At 41.9% G+C, this 15,179-nt stretch carries 15 protein-coding genes; 7 read left to right on the top strand and 8 right to left on the bottom strand.

All coding sequences use genetic code 11. From position 1 onward, the window contains the following. Positions 1 to 65: 65 nt before the first annotated feature. From ACQKFO_RS08080 to queF, 4 genes are all read right to left on the bottom strand, one after another. Positions 66 to 1,703, bottom strand: coding sequence for a DUF2339 domain-containing protein (locus ACQKFO_RS08080; RefSeq protein WP_427597878.1), 1,638 nt, complete (start codon positions 1,701 to 1,703; stop codon positions 66 to 68). Positions 1,704 to 2,549: 846 nt separating this feature from the next. After that, entirely contained in the window at positions 2,550 to 3,398 is an 849-nt protein-coding gene (locus ACQKFO_RS08075) for a YitT family protein (protein WP_148967364.1), read from the bottom strand. Positions 3,399 to 3,654: 256 nt separating this feature from the next. Continuing rightward, positions 3,655 to 4,554: an EamA family transporter gene (locus tag ACQKFO_RS08070; RefSeq protein ID WP_427597877.1), complete on the bottom strand. Its 900-nt coding sequence runs from the start codon at positions 4,552 to 4,554 to the stop codon at positions 3,655 to 3,657. A gap of 128 nt (positions 4,555 to 4,682) precedes the next feature. Further along, positions 4,683 to 5,180, bottom strand: a complete 498-nt coding sequence (gene queF / locus ACQKFO_RS08065; RefSeq protein ID WP_113968655.1) for a preQ(1) synthase — start codon at positions 5,178 to 5,180, stop codon at positions 4,683 to 4,685. A gap of 343 nt (positions 5,181 to 5,523) precedes the next feature. On the opposite strand from queF, the gene ACQKFO_RS08060 reads away from it, so the two are divergent. From ACQKFO_RS08060 to ACQKFO_RS08050, 3 genes are all read left to right on the top strand, one after another. Next, positions 5,524 to 6,174: a cobalamin B12-binding domain-containing protein gene (locus tag ACQKFO_RS08060; protein ID WP_427597876.1), complete on the top strand. Its 651-nt coding sequence runs from the start codon at positions 5,524 to 5,526 to the stop codon at positions 6,172 to 6,174. An 86-nt stretch (positions 6,175 to 6,260) separates the two neighbouring features. Next, positions 6,261 to 6,794, top strand: a complete 534-nt coding sequence (locus ACQKFO_RS08055; RefSeq protein WP_427597874.1) for a hypothetical protein — start codon at positions 6,261 to 6,263, stop codon at positions 6,792 to 6,794. A gap of 26 nt (positions 6,795 to 6,820) precedes the next feature. Further along, positions 6,821 to 7,378: a beta-class carbonic anhydrase gene (locus tag ACQKFO_RS08050; protein ID WP_427597873.1), complete on the top strand. Its 558-nt coding sequence runs from the start codon at positions 6,821 to 6,823 to the stop codon at positions 7,376 to 7,378. A 154-nt stretch (positions 7,379 to 7,532) separates the two neighbouring features. On the opposite strand, the gene ACQKFO_RS08045 is transcribed toward ACQKFO_RS08050, so the two are convergent. After that, a complete protein-coding gene (locus tag ACQKFO_RS08045; protein ID WP_427597872.1) occupies positions 7,533 to 8,255 on the bottom strand; it encodes a 5-formyltetrahydrofolate cyclo-ligase in 723 nt (240 codons plus the stop codon). A gap of 118 nt (positions 8,256 to 8,373) precedes the next feature. Between ACQKFO_RS08045 and ACQKFO_RS08040 the strand changes: the two genes are divergently transcribed. After that, positions 8,374 to 8,787, top strand: a complete 414-nt coding sequence (locus ACQKFO_RS08040) for a DUF2269 family protein (RefSeq protein ID WP_427597870.1) — start codon at positions 8,374 to 8,376, stop codon at positions 8,785 to 8,787. A gap of 151 nt (positions 8,788 to 8,938) precedes the next feature. Here the strand turns inward: ACQKFO_RS08040 and ACQKFO_RS08035 are convergent, their stop codons facing one another. Beyond that, positions 8,939 to 10,045 (bottom strand): acyltransferase, encoded by a 1,107-nt coding sequence (locus ACQKFO_RS08035; protein WP_427597869.1) that lies wholly within the window; start codon positions 10,043 to 10,045, stop codon positions 8,939 to 8,941. Between the two features lie 355 nt (positions 10,046 to 10,400). Continuing rightward, a complete protein-coding gene (locus ACQKFO_RS08030; protein WP_427597868.1) occupies positions 10,401 to 10,703 on the bottom strand; it encodes a phospholipase in 303 nt (100 codons plus the stop codon). Between the two features lie 170 nt (positions 10,704 to 10,873). Here ACQKFO_RS08030 and ACQKFO_RS08025 point away from each other — a divergent pair, with 170 nt between their 5' ends. Continuing rightward, positions 10,874 to 11,377 (top strand): peroxiredoxin family protein, encoded by a 504-nt coding sequence (locus tag ACQKFO_RS08025; protein ID WP_427597867.1) that lies wholly within the window; start codon positions 10,874 to 10,876, stop codon positions 11,375 to 11,377. Between the two features lie 25 nt (positions 11,378 to 11,402). Here the strand turns inward: ACQKFO_RS08025 and ACQKFO_RS08020 are convergent, their stop codons facing one another. Beyond that, positions 11,403 to 12,335 (bottom strand): phosphotransferase, encoded by a 933-nt coding sequence (locus ACQKFO_RS08020; RefSeq protein WP_427597866.1) that lies wholly within the window; start codon positions 12,333 to 12,335, stop codon positions 11,403 to 11,405. A 104-nt stretch (positions 12,336 to 12,439) separates the two neighbouring features. Here ACQKFO_RS08020 and ACQKFO_RS08015 point away from each other — a divergent pair, with 104 nt between their 5' ends. Next, complete coding sequence (locus tag ACQKFO_RS08015) at positions 12,440 to 13,465, top strand: NADP-dependent oxidoreductase (protein WP_427597865.1); 1,026 nt, start codon at positions 12,440 to 12,442, stop codon at positions 13,463 to 13,465. Positions 13,466 to 13,727: 262 nt separating this feature from the next. Further along, the gene (aldA, locus tag ACQKFO_RS08010; RefSeq protein WP_427597864.1) at positions 13,728 to 15,176 is read left to right on the top strand and encodes an aldehyde dehydrogenase; all 1,449 of its coding nucleotides are present in this window, start codon (positions 13,728 to 13,730) and stop codon (positions 15,174 to 15,176) included. Positions 15,177 to 15,179: the final 3 nt, after the last annotated feature.

Raw genomic sequence — 15,179 nt, 5'->3', positions numbered from 1 at the left:
CTTTTCCATTACACGTTAGTTAATATCACCATTATATAATTATTCTGAAAGCTTTTGCAATGTGTTTATTCCTTTTTATATAAAAATCTTGAAAGCACAAGACCGATCACTCCGATTGGAATCAGGATCATGGCACGGATTGTGAAATCCAGGAACACGAGATCTGCCAGGAAGAATTTCACCAATGCCAGAGCTAAAAAACTGATCCCTACCCAGCGGTAAAAGGCATCCTTCCTGCTTTCACCGAAGATGAGATAAGCAATGGACAGAGCGGCAATTGCTACGGTGAAGGCGGTGGTTCGCGGGGTATAGTCCCAGCCGATTACAATGAAATCCGTCAAACGTAACACGAAGAACATGACAATTCCTGTCAACACCACTTTAATCGGCGTTGTCGACACGTTTAAGAAAGAGGACTCATTTTTATTGTAGTGGGAAAACAGATACACATACCCAAAAGAGATCACAAAAATCGGCAGCTCAATCGTAAAGAAATCATCAGATGCACCGACCAGTACCCCGAGGAATGAACACATCATCAAAAGAATGGAAGCAACCAAACCAAGATAGCTTTCCCTTCTTCCAGCAAGCCATAAAAGGGCAGTTGCCTGAAGGCCGACTAAGACAAAGCGCCAATCGTATTCTAATAGTTCAAATAAGAAGAGGAGCACATGCAGGAAACCTAAGACGAGCAGGACATCCTTTGTTTGTTTCTTTTCCTTCGGTTCAATGAACGATACGCCGATATACACCGCTGCGAAAGTCACATAGTAATAGAGTGGGATTGCTGCGTAAATATCATTCAATAATCCAAGAAGGATGAATGAGCCTGATACTAGAGCAGGAATCATTTCGGCACTCACCCGCTCATCCCGGCCCAGCACGATTAACAGTAAAACATAAGCGTGCTGAATCGCAAATGGAATCAGAACGGTCAGCGTCATCGCCCCTACACCAAAGGCCGCAAAGAAAAATAATGAGAAATAAAGTAAATAATAATGAATATTCCAGGCAATCCGGTAACGTTTCACCGTGCTGAACGTCATTAATACAAAGAACATTACTAACTCATATCCGTAAAACAACCACTCATTCCGCTCATCCCCTGCGAAAATAAACGGAAACAGATACGCTCCTGCCCCGATCAAGCACAGGATCACTTCAGAACTATGTTTATGAGAAGTCCACAACCCGACAGAAATAATGACGAGTACTAATAGATTTGTGATGAGTCCGCCTATATATCCATACAAAATGTTTGCTGAGAATAACGTAATGATCGCAAGGACGATGCTCCCTGACAGTAGTGTGAGGGCTAACTTCCTCTGATCCCTGATATATCGTTCTCCTAAGAAATACATCACGATACTGATGACAGCCCCCGTTAACACCCTTAAACCGGGCGTAACCCAGCCATTTTGAGAAGCAGCCATAAAGCCCCAAACGCTTCCTATCAATAGAACAAATAGAAACACTTTCGGAAGCCAGCGTTCCACTGAAAAGTCGAATGGTTCTCTTTCAATGAATGGCTCATTTTCCTCTGCAGGTAATTGCTTTTCAGGTTCCGTATACACTTCTGCTTTTTGGATAGCAGGTGCTTCACTTTCGCTCTTCGCTTGTATCAACTGCCTTTTCACAAGGTATAGCTCTCTTTCCAGAGTGCTGATTTTCCGTTCCAGGCGTTCAAACTCTTCTTTCTCCATTTTTCCACCCCCTACCTATTATTTATACAGGAAGAATGGAATATTTTCCTTTATTTTCTGGAAAGTAGAACAATATTTTTGACAAGGCTCTATTTGTAAACATTGTTGCTATTTAAACAGAGAAAGTACAGCCAGTGAGCATCCACACCGATCTTTTGGGTCTCTCCCACTGATTATGCGCAGATTACAAAAAAAGTAAATTTACCTATTGAATGAATCGTACTGTAAAAACATGGACCGTTCCTTTCCGCTCCAGGCACTTGCTTTCCGCGGGGAGGAAGTCGAGCCTCCTCGGGCTTTTGCCCTGCGGGGTCTCGACTTTTCCTCTACCTCCCGCAGGAGTCAAGTGCCTTCCGCTACAATCCACTCTCTGCTACTAAATTCTGACAGCTATAAATATATATACAGCTTTTATTCCTAAAAAGGACCATCTACAAAGGAGTAAAAGAAAATTTAATGTTAACTCAGATCGGTGGATCATCTAACTATCTATCAAATGAAACAAACAATGCTACCGTGGAAAAGGACAACTTATAAAGAGAGCAGTAGTCCGTTTTCTCCAGATAGTTTTTGTCACTTTTAAGCTCTGTCACGAAATTCCCTTTTAGATGGTGAGGGGAACTGTGTAGACTCCTGCGGAAGTACGGTCGTGCCGAGACCCCGTTCGGCTCAGCTGAGGAGGCTCGGCCGAACGCTAGCTGCAAGCGAAGCAGTTCCCCTCACCATCTGAGCATACACTGATTGACAGAGCCAATGCAGTTCCTATGTAACTAAAAATCAATCTTTGCAAAAAGAGCTTTTGACAAAGAAAAAGCTCCACCTTATTGAAAAGGTGAAGCTTTGTTTCTATGCCAGTCGTTTGAAGTTTTGACCTAGTATTTCATTCATCGTATGAACCGTGATGAAGGCACGATTATCGACCTGGGTGATGAACCCTTTTAACTTGGAGAAGTCCTTTCGACCAAGGATGGTCGTGATGACTTCCTTTTCGTCGGAAGTGAAGGCTCCCGTTGCCGTATGAATCGTCGCTCCTTTTCCCAGTTCATGGACGATATAAGACTTGATCTCATCGCTGTAGCGGCTGATGATCACAATCTCTTTATTTGAATTGAATTGTTGCAATGCATAATCGATGACGAGTCCGTTCAGGATGACACCGAAGAATGCATACATTCCGACTTGCGGTCCGAATAGTACAGCTGAAGACATAGCAATTGATAGATCTGCCAGCAGGACGCCTCTGCCTACATCTATATTGAAATATTTATTAAAGATCAGGGCCACGATATCCGTTCCACCCGTTGATGCCTGCTGGTTGAACACAATGGCCATCCCGGTTGCGGCAATGCATTGACCGATAATCAATTGAATCAAAATATCATCACTCAATGGCGCACTCATGGGAGCAAATCTCTCTAATAACCAAACATAGAATGAAAGGGCGAAACTTGCGTAAATGGTTTTCGCACCGAAATTAAAGCCGAGAAAGATCACACCGACGATAAATAACACGATATTGATAATGATCATGAACAGTCCAAGGGATAACCCTGGAAACAGATCGTTCATGATGATCGACAATCCACTTACTCCCCCTGTCGCTAAATTATTAGGCGATAAGAAAAAATGGACATTCACCGAAACAAGAAATGCACCAAGATTCATCATTAAGAAGGAAAATATTCTTTGTCGCATCACCGCAACCTCCTTTTTCTTTAAAATTTTTATTGGTATTCCGTAAATAGTTGAACAACGGGATTATAAAGCCCATGAAGACCCTTTGTAAAGGGAATCCGGTCAAAAAAATAAGGTTTAATAATTGTGAAAATTGGAAGGGTTTGCAGATGCGATGAGGGTGGGGTTTGGGTTTAATGGGGTATAAGTTGGGGTAAGGTGGGAATTTCGGCTTTCACCGAAAAAAGCTCCCTTCGCCAAAGAAGAGAGCTTTCGTTCACCCAAATTGTTTCCGATTCCGTACAGATCCTATATGAAATTGAGGAATGGCAATCCCGATCAAAATCAGCAGGATTCCTATGAACTGCAATAATACCACTTGTTCATGGAGAATCCACATGGCTGCGAGTATAGCTGCCGGAAGTTCCGCTGCTCCCACAATGGTCGAGAGACTCGAATCGAGGTGTGGAGTACCGATCGCGAAAAAGACGACGGGAAAGATACTTCCGAAGATGCCGACGAGTAGTCCAAAGTCTGCCATTTCAACAATCTGAACAGGTTCATGAATGAAAGAAGGACGAAACGCGATGAGGACTACAAGTAAACCGCCAAGGGTAATCATCATGCTCTTTTGAATCGTGGGCACTTCTTTTGCCACCTTGCCGCTGAAGAAGATAAACAGGGCAAATGTGATGGCTGCAAAGAAACCGAAGAGAATTCCCATACCATTTTCAGACCATCTGAAACGTTCAGAAGAAATGACCCCTCCTGCAAGCAAGGTTCCCATCCACAGAAATAAAACGGAAAGAAGCTTCTTATTGGAAGGGAATTTTTTTAAATAAAGCGATTCAATCAAAACGCCGATCCATGTGAATTGGAACAACATGACAACTGCAATGGAAGCAGGAACCTCATGAAGGCTGAGGCCATAAAAGACCCCAGTCAAGCTAAGAAGGATTCCGACCCCGAAGAGCGAGACCCAATGCGTCTTAGTCATCTTTATTTTTTTAGTAAAAAGAAAGGCCAGGAATAACATAGCCACTCCAAATAAATACTGTATACCCGTTACATCTGAAACAGAGTAGCCTTCAGCAAATCCGAGCTTCACGACAGAAGCATGAATCCCGTAAGAACTTGCTCCAATCAGCACACAAAGAGATGCGTTTAACGGCTTCATCCCGCTCCCCCCTTTTCTATCTCTTCCCGCAAGTATAATCCCGGATATTTATTTCGGCAATAGAAATATTCGCCTATCGTTAAACAAAAAAGAAGAACGATTCCTGAAGCAGAATCGTCCTTCCCATCTTATCGGTTATCAATCTTCTCCGGATACAAATCATGGTTCATCAAGCGGTGGTCTGCCATCGTTTCGTATTTCGTACCTGGCTTTCCGTAGTTACAGTATGGATCAATGCTGATTCCCCCACGTGGAGTGAACTTCCCCCACACTTCAATATAGCGTGGATCCATTAATTCGATCAGGTCGTTCATGATGATGTTCATGCAGTCTTCGTGGAAATCACCATGATTCCTAAAGCTGAATAAGTAAAGCTTGAGTGATTTGCTTTCCACCATCTTTTCACCAGGTATATAGCTGATATAGATGGCAGCGAAGTCCGGCTGACCTGTTTTCGGGCAGAGACTTGTGAATTCAGGACAGTTGAACTTCACAAAATAGTCCCGGTTCGGATGCTTATTGTCGAATGCTTCCAAAATATGTGGAGCATACTCGAATAAGTAATTTGTTCCTTGATTTCCTAATAATGATAGATCTGTTAAATCTTCGTCTTTTCTTCCTGACATGTAAAAATCCTCCCCTTCAGAGTGCCTCGAATGAAGGAGGACATAGCATTAGCCTAAGAATCGACATAACAGGCAAGGAAATTGCAAAAATTGTATTATCCTGTTACGCTTAAAGGATAACATGTTTAAGAAACCACATGTTAGATTCATAGAACCATAGTTTTTTATAGAGGGTTAATGCTATGAACCTCTCTCAGTTACTTGAGCGACAATTTGTGTTACAGAGGTTATATTAAATAAGAATATAGGGAAAGTCAATCCAATTAAAGATTGAAATTTGTAGCAGGAATTTCGATTCTTTCTATTGAATATAGTAATTGTATTTTTGCTGGGAGTGATCATAATGAATCAGCTGGTCCAGGCTTTCACCAAGTCTATTCTCGCGGGAGACGTGCATTCATTAATGGAATTACATTCGTCTTCTATTCACTCAAAAATAGATAATTTTACTTTTTATGAGAAAATTATTAAACCATCTATGTATAGAATCGGTGATCTTTGGGAGAAAAATCAAATTACCGTTGCAGATGAGCATTTAGCTACTGCGACCCTTAAATATTTACTTGCTACCGTATTTACCCATCAAGAAGCTTTGGAAAACCATCCTAAAGCTCTTTTATTTTGTATAGAGGGTGAACATCATAGTTTAGGACTTGAACTTGCGAATGAAGTGTTCAAAGAAAAACAATGGAATACCCGTTACTTGGGAGCAAATGTCCCTGTTAAGGATGCCCTAACATTTATTGAAGCGTGGGAACCCCATGTCGTTGGGATTTCAATCGGGATGACAACGGAACTGACTCGATTGAAAGCGTGCATCGAAAAGATCAGAGAGCATAATCAAGAGATTGAAATTCTGGTTGGCGGTCGATTGATTTCAAACTATACCCTGGATTTTCTGGAAAAATCACAGGTAGAAAGCTTTAATGACTTGTTAGAGCTCAATGAATACCTGACAGATATGTCTGAACAGCCTGTTTCCCAGAAAGGCTAGCTCCTTCATCATATTTAGCCAAACTTAATAAGGTTCAACTGAATGTTATCCCACATGAACCTCCTCTATAAGTGAGGAATGGGGCAATGACGTCCATTAACCTTTCCCAAGGGAGTGATCATGTGGAAAATCTGCATTTATGCCCGATTCCTTATCTACTATTGGACAGGCAATTTAATTTAATAGATGCGTCAAATACAGGGTACGATCTTCTAAAGCCTGGAGAAAACTTCATGTCTATTGTAGAAGAAGAAAGCTCACCAAAGTTCGCCCGGTTCATTCATAAAAATGCATCCGGTGAAATGGAATTGAACCTGAAGAAAAATAATTCATTCGAGTTGTTTGATATATTCTTTCAGTTCTCAGATATGCAACAATATTTTCATGTGGCCGTCATTTCAAAGGACGATCAATACAAGAAAGTATCAGATCAAATGAATGGCTTGTTCGATCTCATGGGTAAGTCCACATATCCAAGAAAAGAACCGAATCTGACAGAGGTGCTGGCTAAAGTATCTTCTTTATATTTAAAACTTTCCAATACGTCAGATTGGAATCGGCAGGAAGTTATGGATAAAATAAAAGAGATAGAAAATCACCTTCAGCAAAATGTGAAGTGATAATAAATTTTATAGGAGAAGACTATATGACTTTATTAACGAACATACTTGATTACAACCAGCAGTTTGTAGAAGAACATTCCTACGAGGAATACCGTACAACCAAGTTCCCAGACAAGCGCCTAGTGATTCTTACTTGTATGGATACTCGTTTAGTAGAGCTGCTTCCTAAGTCCATGAACATGAAAAACGGCGATGTGAAGATCGTCAAGAATGCAGGTGCCGTCGTGAGCCATCCGTTCGGTAGCATTATGCGCAGCCTGCTCGTTGCAGTATATGAACTCCAGGCAGATGAAGTACTCGTGATCGGTCACCACGACTGCGGAATGAGCGCCATCAACAGCGATAGTATCCTGGACAAAATGAAAGAACGCGGGGTGGCAGATGAAACACTCGACACCGTCAACTACTCCGGAATCGACCTCCACGACTGGTTGAAAGGCTTCAGCTCAGTACAGGAAAGCGTCGCCCACAGCGTCGACATGATCAAAAACCATCCGTTGATGGATAAAAAGATTCCTGTCCACGGGCTTGTCATCAGTCCGGAAACAGGGAAGCTTGATTTGGTTGTGGAAGGATACTAAAAAAGCCAAAATGCCTTGCCCAGAGGCAACAATCATAACAAAAAAATCCCTGAAGGCGAATTCGCCTTCAGGGATTTTTGCGTATATAGAGGGACGGACCTCCATTTTTCCCATAAAGCCCGTCCCTATAGCATTCCTGCCAATTGATATTAAATTACAGGTCCGTCCCTCTAGAGAACCCCTTCAATTCCTTCAGGATCGGCATTTTTTCCATTTCGTCTTCGGTTACGTGTTCCCATTCGATGCCGTGTGGTTTTGGGTATGGGGTGTGGGTTTCCGTGATTCCTTCTTCGGTGATGATCCAGTCGACGGCCAGGTCATAGGAATCTCTTGGGATATCGTCCCCTACAAGTTGCTCACTGTTAATGGTGGTGATGACCGGCACCGGGCTGTTCCCGATTTCACGAAGTATGGCATATTCGCGATCGGCATACCCCTCTCCTTTTCCGAGCCTTCTCCCATCACGGTGAATCGCAACGGAACCAACTACGATTAAGTCGATGGCAGGTATATCTGTGAGCGGCACTACTTTACCATATGTATTCATATGCTTGATACTAGCTGCCTTTCTCTCTTCTCCCCGGGGCACCCATTCAGGCTGGATCATGACAAATCCGTCCTTTAAGCGCGGAGTTGGAATGAGCAGGGTTTTCCCATCCTTCAACACAGATGCACGAAGTGGAAGCTGAGGTGCATCCGGATTCACCTTTACGACCTCAGCACCCTTGTAAATTTCCATATCCCGAACAAAAGAAGCAGCTTTTTCAGCTCCTTTGAAATTTGGAATCCGGCCCGTTAGAGGGAATGGAAAACCGCCTAACTTTCTCTCTGTCAACCGATTCCATACCTTATGCCTGATTTCATCTTTCTCACTCATATTTTTCTCTCCTCTCTTTTCAAAAAAAAACCTGGAAACAGGTACTAATTTACTCTACAATGAAATCTGTTCAAAATTCCCTTAGATGGAGGTGAATAACATGTAATTCTATGGATTTTTGGTTCTTGTCCTCATCGTTGCTGCAGTCGCTGGCCTTGGCGCAAGCTTTGCCATGCCCGTCGTGATGAAGACACCTGAAACGTCATATCAGGCGAAATTCTCTTTAGAGCTTAGCAAAAAGATCGAAACCTTTGCAAAAGTCGGCAGTATCGTGTTACTTATTACTGGTCTCATTATGGGTATTATGAATCCTTATTTATTCAAAACAGGTTGGTATATCGCGTCCATCGTGATCTACATAGGTGTTCAATTCATTGTAGCAGGCATCATGCCGAAGAAAGTGAAGCAAATGGCCGAGATCATCCACAGTCACAGTGGTGACGACGTTCCGGAATCATACGGAAAAATCAACTCAGAATTAAACCCTTCAATATCATTATACATAGTGCTGCCATTATTCTTATCATCCTAATGTCTATTAAACCATCTTAATCTGAGTCGCCAGCCTGCTTGATGTGCGCTGTTTTTTTATGGGGGTTTGTGCGAGAAATTGGGAGATTCATTTTCCCATATTTTGTTTTTTAAAAAACCGAGCGATATAAGAATCAACTCGGTTCTTTCGTCTATGCTGTAGCTTCTTTTGATGTAACATTCCCACCACTTTCATTGTTTGGTGTTCTTTTAATTTTTGGTACAGGAATGAAATAACTGCTAAATGGAACCTGCTGAATAAGGCGAATCAATCCTACACAAATTAATAATACGGCGACAAATAATATCGGAAGATAAATCATGTTCCACGTAGAAGCAGGCAAATATATTTTCATCAAGTGCAGAACGAAGGGATGAATTAGGTATATCCCCATCGAATACTTCCCTAATAACGTCAGAGGCTTTTTCAAGACACTCCACTGAGAAAGTAAAGGATACATTCCAATAGTAGCAATGCTTAATAGTGGTATATTTAATAAATTACTTGGTCTTCTGTTCGTAAGATCTCCATTGATTGTATACTCTATAATTGCTCCTGCTGTTATGAGTATTGATAAGGTTAACATCATCCAAGGAAAATCAGTTGCAAAATCTCTAATATCCTCCCAGAAGAAGGCCAATAATCCTCCGAATGAAAAATAGAAAATCCATAGCGGCATGAACGATTTACTTGCCATAAAGTTTCCGATAAACCCTTCAATTCCGGGATCAAAACCGATCATATTATAACTAATAAAAAATGAGATGATGGTAAAAATAATTAATCCCATTTTCGTTCTAAACAGTTTTTGCAGAATAGGAAAGATAAAATAAAATTGAACGATAATAGCAATAAAATAGAGATGATAGAAGTGACCGCCTGTAAAGATCTTTACGAGTTCTGTTTTTATTGCTCCAATCTGTTGATTATCAAAATAATAGAGTAAGAAGCGATAGACCAAGCTCCATAATATCAATGGCATAATGATTTTTGAAATCCTGGAAGTAACAAATTTATTAAAAGAATACGTGTTTCTTTTTACTTGATAGAATAATAGAAATCCGGCAATCACTACAAATATAGGCGTTCCAAAACGGCCAACTTGATTTAAAAAGTATGAAAACCAATTAAACGTATTATCATTCATTGAGTAATAAGTAGCTGATACGTGAACTCCTAATACGGCTAAACAAGCAAATGCTCTTAAAAAATGTATTTCAAAAAGATATTTTTTCTTTTTTGTTGAAATGGATGACATGGTATCTCCCCTTTCTTGCTGACAATATCATAGGTAATTGTAATAGAATCAGACATAAAAATCCCTGAACAAAATTAAAAAGAAACTTTGGTTCTAAATTAATTTGGAATACTTTCATACCATATTACTTTCAAGGAATCCTTAGTAATCAGTATGAAACCTATTTAAATTAAACTTGTTTTGCTTTATCACTTACAAAAAATAAGAACAATGTCTTATAGGGTATACTAGCCATTCTTCAACAAATAGCGACAATTTTCAACATCAACTTACTTGAAAATTAGGTAATAACTGGATCAAATGCGTTTCTAACTTCAAATAATAAGACCGCTTGAACAATCCAAGCGGTTAATACCTAAAACCATGACCCCCGACACCGATCACCATGACACGTAAACCTTGTCTGCAATTTCATATATTGATACATAAGAAGAGCATGTCTCCCTTTTCGACTATCATGGTTGATTTCATTTTTCAGCTTCCTCATAAACATCCGATCACACTGGCAGCTTGGGCCGTATCGCTCATAGCAAAGGTCATGGGCCTTGCATGCTGCGTCGACTGAATTGATGGGTGCCCCTGGTCCGCTGCATCCTGGTCCACACCACTTGTAATCCGGGAAAATACACAGATTTGGAGCTGTCTCATTTCTTCTCATATCCATCTTCCTTTCTTCTCACTCTGCACACTAGTACGTTTTGTTTCTCACAAAAAGGGAAATACACTCCATGTAAGCAAAATAAATTACTATATTGTATGTATTTCAATCTGGTTAGGATTGTCCTAAAGCCTATCTGATTAGAAAGAAAACAATAGGAGGAATGAATAATGGCAACTTTTCAATTAAATGATACGGTACCAAATTTCACGCTCCCGGCAGTTTCAGGTGAAACGTTCTCATTTGAGGACCATCAAAAAGAACATCAAAGCTGGCATCTAATCGTTTTCTTCAGGGGCTCATGGTGCCCGGTATGTCAGGAAGAACTTAGAGAGTTACAAGCTAACAAAGAGGATTTTGAAAAGCATAATGTTCACATACTTACGATTTCCAGTGATAAATTGGAGGACTTGCAGGAGTTTGCGAACAAAGAGGATTTAACTTTCCCTGTTTTAGCAGACGAAAAGTTAGAGGCAATCAAGGCCTATGATGTGTTCTATCACGGTGAAGATGCCCCATATGAGGATCACGGACAGCATGGTGAACCTGCTTACTTCCTTGTGAATGAAAAAGGACAAACCATGTACCAGCAAAGACAAACGAGCCCCTTTGGACGTCCACATGCGAATGAACTTAGAAAAATCGTGAAGTATATCCAGAAAAACGTTAAATAATAGTAGAAGAGGGACGGACCTTGTGTTACTCACCAAGGTCCGTCCCTCTTATTAATGCAAATTCCAAACTTTTCTGCGCTTCTGCAACCGTGAAGGGCTGCTTTTCATGATGGCCGTAAAGAAGCAGGACGACGTTGGTGTAGATGGCTTTGAACCTGGCATATTCCAACTCGACTTCCTCTACCTCTCCATATTCTTCAAAAAACAAATCCCGTCCCGAAGAATTGAGATAACTGTAAACGAGGTTTAAATCAATGGCTCGATGGCCAATATGAACGTCACCCCAATCAAGGATCCCTGATAAGATCCCATTCTCATTCACAACAATATTTTTAAAATGAAGGTCGCCATGCACCAGAGTGGTTTCTGATGGCAATGACTTTTTTGGTACGTGCTGAAGATAGTCTTTTAATTTATCAACCTGGTGAAAAAGATTCAGTTCTTCGATTTCATGAATATTTTTTTCCAAGGTCGATATTCGTTTTTTTACATCTAAACGATTCAATTCATCATGAGGTACTCCCCGTTTCACGGCCTCTGAAGCATCCGTCAGATGAAGTTTCTTTAGAAACCACGCCATTTTAAGGGCTGACTCCCCTTCTCTAACCACCTCATGTGCCCGGGATGGAATCGTTCCTTCAACGAACCGATAGCCTAAAAAGGGCCATTTGTATTGAGGGGAAGGCTCTCCAAAAAAGGTCGGAATCGGAATTCGGAGCCCGAGACTCTTTTCATCGAGCAGTGACAAGAGCTTTCCTTCCGTTTCCAATAGCTTCACGGCTATATTCCGTCTAGGAAACCGAAAGACCCAATCGTTGTTCACTTTCATAACCGTATTATCGAATCCATAGTCAATGATATCTAATCTTGATGGATGAAGTTCCGGAAACTGATTTCCAATTAATAATCTTGCCTGGTCAATGGTGACCTCGACCTCTGCTTCCCAACTATTCACCACATTCACCCCACCTTCCTCAAGTGTTATTCTTTGTAGAACCTAAACTCCATGTGATAAATTTCAAGTAATCGGAAATATTCCAGTTTAATTTACGAGGAGGAATCATGATGTTACCCGAAAAGCAGCAACAAATTCAATTAGTCGCCCGTCCCGAAGGAATGCCTGTAAAAGAGGATTTCCACTTCAAAGAGATTGATGTTCCTAAACCATCCAAAGGTCAAGTATTAGTCAAAACCCTTTATCTTTCCGTGGATCCTTATATGAGGGGCAGAATGTCTGATGCCAAGTCGTATGTAGAACCATTCCAATTGAACGAAGCGTTGGCTGGCGGAGCGGTTGGTTTAATCGTCGAGTCAGAATCTAAACATTTCCAAAAAGGCGATTTCGTTGTAGGGATGCTGCCATGGCAGGAATATTCCCTTGCCGATGAAAAGCAGGTACGCTCCATCGATCCGAATGTCGCTCCTATCTCAACTCACCTTAGTATACTGGGAATGACTGGATTGACCGCTTACTTCGGACTCCTTGACATCGGTCAGCCGAAAGAAGGCGAAACCGTGGTTGTATCCGGTGCTGCAGGCGCAGTCGGCTCTGTTGTCGGTCAAATTGCCAAAATCAAAGGAGCCCGTGTCGTCGGGATTGCAGGTTCGGATGAAAAAGTAAGCTACCTGACTGATACGCTTGGATTCGACGAAGGAATCAACTACAAATCAACGGAAAGCATTTATGCTGCGTTAGAAGAAGCGTGTCCACACGGCATCGATGTTTATTTTGAAAACGTTGGTGGTGAAATTGGTGACGCTGCCCTTAGTTTACTAAATAAACATGCCCGCGTTCCAGTGTGCGGAGCGATTTCTTCTTATAACAAAACGGATCGTGACCTGGGACCACGCGTACAAACCAGATTGATCAAATCAAGCGCACTCATGAAAGGCTTTGTCGTCAACGACTACAATGACCGCTTCAAAGAAGGGGCAACGGAACTTGGTCAATGGCTGGGACAAGGAAAACTGCAATACGAAGAAACCATCACAGAAGGCCTAGAAAACGTAACCGACGCCTTCCTCGGACTCTTCCAAGGCAAAAACATCGGCAAACAACTCGTCAAAATCGCAGAACCAAGCAAGTAACCATTTTGAGGGACGGACCTCCAATTTTACTCATATCCTTTTAAATCAGCGTTTTGGTTGAAGGAGTGAGTGGATGAGGTCCGTCCCTCTATCTTTCAGATACTAATGGACAAACTCACTTAAACTCCTTTGTATCAAGGTCTTAGCTTACTATATGAATGGAAAGAGGTCCGTCCCTCGCACATCCCCATGTTTACCCCCTCCCATTGAAAGGGAAAAGAAGTAGATATGATAAGAAAGATTTATACAAGGAGGAGTAATCGTGAAGAAGTATCAGTTGTATATTAATGGTGAGTTTGTGGATAGTACGTCGAAGGATACGTTGGACGTGATCAATCCTGCGAATGAGGAAACGATTTCTTCCATTCAGTTGGGAACGGAAGAGGATGTCAATCACGCGATTGATGCTGCTCACTCTGCTTTTCTCTCATGGGCGAAGGTCCCTTCCAAGGAGCGTGCTTCCTATTTATATAAAATAGCCGATAAGCTTGAAGAACGTAAAGACCAATTTGTCCAGATGCTGACAGAAGAAAACGGGAAGACATTGGATGCCTCAGAAGGTGAGCTGGATACTGCCATTGAGTATTTCCGCTACATGGCAGGCTGGGCGTTAAGGTATGAAGGCGAAATCCTTGAGAGTGAGCGCTCGAATGAAAATATCCTTGTTTACAAAAAGCCGATTGGTGTCGTGGCAGGGATCGTCCCATGGAACTTCCCGATGTTCATCCTGGCAAGGAAGGTTGCACCTGCGATTGTTACAGGCTGTACGATTGTTATGAAACCAAGTCAATACACGCCAAATACCGCATGTGAATTTGCTAAGATCATAGACGAAATCGGGCTGCCAAAAGGTGTCTTTAACCTTGTAACCGGTAAAGGGTCCGGTATCGGAAACCCGATGTCCAGTCACCCTAAAGTACGCATGGTGTCCATGACAGGAAGCTACCCGGCTGGTTCAAAAGTGATGGAAGCAGCATCGAAGTCCATTACAAAAGTAAACCTGGAGCTTGGCGGTAAGGCTCCTGCCATCGTCACCAAGCATGCAAATATTGATCTTGCCGTCGAAAAGATCAAAACGTCCCGAATCACCAACTCCGGGCAGGCATGCACGAACGCAGAACGAGTGTATGTCCACGAGGATGTAGCAGAGGAATTCATCAGCAAAATGACAGAAGCGATGAAAAACACGACAGTCGGAGATCCGACAAACCGTGATAACGACATCGGGCCTCTTGTGAATAAGGATCGACTCGAGACCGTAACTGCAATGGTCAATACTGCCGTTGAAAACGGAGCAAAAATCCTCACAGGCGGGAAACCCCTCAATATGGATAAAGGGTTCTACTACGAGCCTACCATTCTAGTAGATGTAAAGCAGGATATGGAAATTATCCAGGAAGAGATCTTTGGACCGGTCCTTCCAATTATGACATACAAAGATTTTGATGAAGTCATCGAGCTTGCCAACGATACGGAATATGGTCTCTCTTCATCCATCTTCAGTGAAAATCTTCATGAAATCATGAGAGCCGCTAATGAACTTCGATACGGTGAAACTTTCGTCAATCGTGAAAATTTCGAAGCCATCAATGGTTTCCACGCTGGTCGCGGTCAATCAGGAATCGGCGGAGCAGATGGAAAACACGGCCTTAACGAATACCTGGAAACTCATGTTGTTTATCTTGAGTACGATGAAAGCTATAAAGGATAACAC

Origin of the sequence: Rossellomorea sp. NPDC071047 (genome assembly GCF_050270195.1) — a bacterium.
In the GTDB taxonomy this organism is placed as follows: Bacteria; Bacillota; Bacilli; order Bacillales; family Bacillaceae_B; genus Rossellomorea.
The sequence above is the reverse complement of the archived record's forward strand: the minus strand, read 5'-3'. Positions and strand labels throughout refer to the sequence as shown.

Excerpts from the sequence above, each read along its gene's own strand:
- ACQKFO_RS08075 (WP_148967364.1), bottom strand. The coding sequence starts at position 3,398 with ATGCGACAAAGAATATTTTCCTTCTTAATGATGAATCTTGGTGCATTT.
- ACQKFO_RS08045 (WP_427597872.1), bottom strand. The coding sequence starts at position 8,255 with ATGAGTGAGAAAGATGAAATCAGGCATAAGGTATGGAATCGGTTGACA.
- ACQKFO_RS08035 (WP_427597869.1), bottom strand. The coding sequence starts at position 10,045 with ATGTCATCCATTTCAACAAAAAAGAAAAAATATCTTTTTGAAATACAT.
- ACQKFO_RS08050 (WP_427597873.1), top strand. The coding sequence starts at position 6,821 with ATGACTTTATTAACGAACATACTTGATTACAACCAGCAGTTTGTAGAA.
- ACQKFO_RS08015 (WP_427597865.1), top strand. The coding sequence starts at position 12,440 with ATGATGTTACCCGAAAAGCAGCAACAAATTCAATTAGTCGCCCGTCCC.
- ACQKFO_RS08055 (WP_427597874.1), top strand. The coding sequence starts at position 6,261 with ATGACGTCCATTAACCTTTCCCAAGGGAGTGATCATGTGGAAAATCTG.
- ACQKFO_RS08030 (WP_427597868.1), bottom strand. The coding sequence starts at position 10,703 with ATGAGAAGAAATGAGACAGCTCCAAATCTGTGTATTTTCCCGGATTAC.
- ACQKFO_RS08070 (WP_427597877.1), bottom strand. The coding sequence starts at position 4,554 with ATGAAGCCGTTAAACGCATCTCTTTGTGTGCTGATTGGAGCAAGTTCT.
- ACQKFO_RS08025 (WP_427597867.1), top strand. The coding sequence starts at position 10,874 with ATGGCAACTTTTCAATTAAATGATACGGTACCAAATTTCACGCTCCCG.
- ACQKFO_RS08080 (WP_427597878.1), bottom strand. The coding sequence starts at position 1,703 with ATGGAGAAAGAAGAGTTTGAACGCCTGGAACGGAAAATCAGCACTCTG.
- queF (WP_113968655.1), bottom strand. The coding sequence starts at position 5,180 with ATGTCAGGAAGAAAAGACGAAGATTTAACAGATCTATCATTATTAGGA.
- ACQKFO_RS08060 (WP_427597876.1), top strand. The coding sequence starts at position 5,524 with ATGAATCAGCTGGTCCAGGCTTTCACCAAGTCTATTCTCGCGGGAGAC.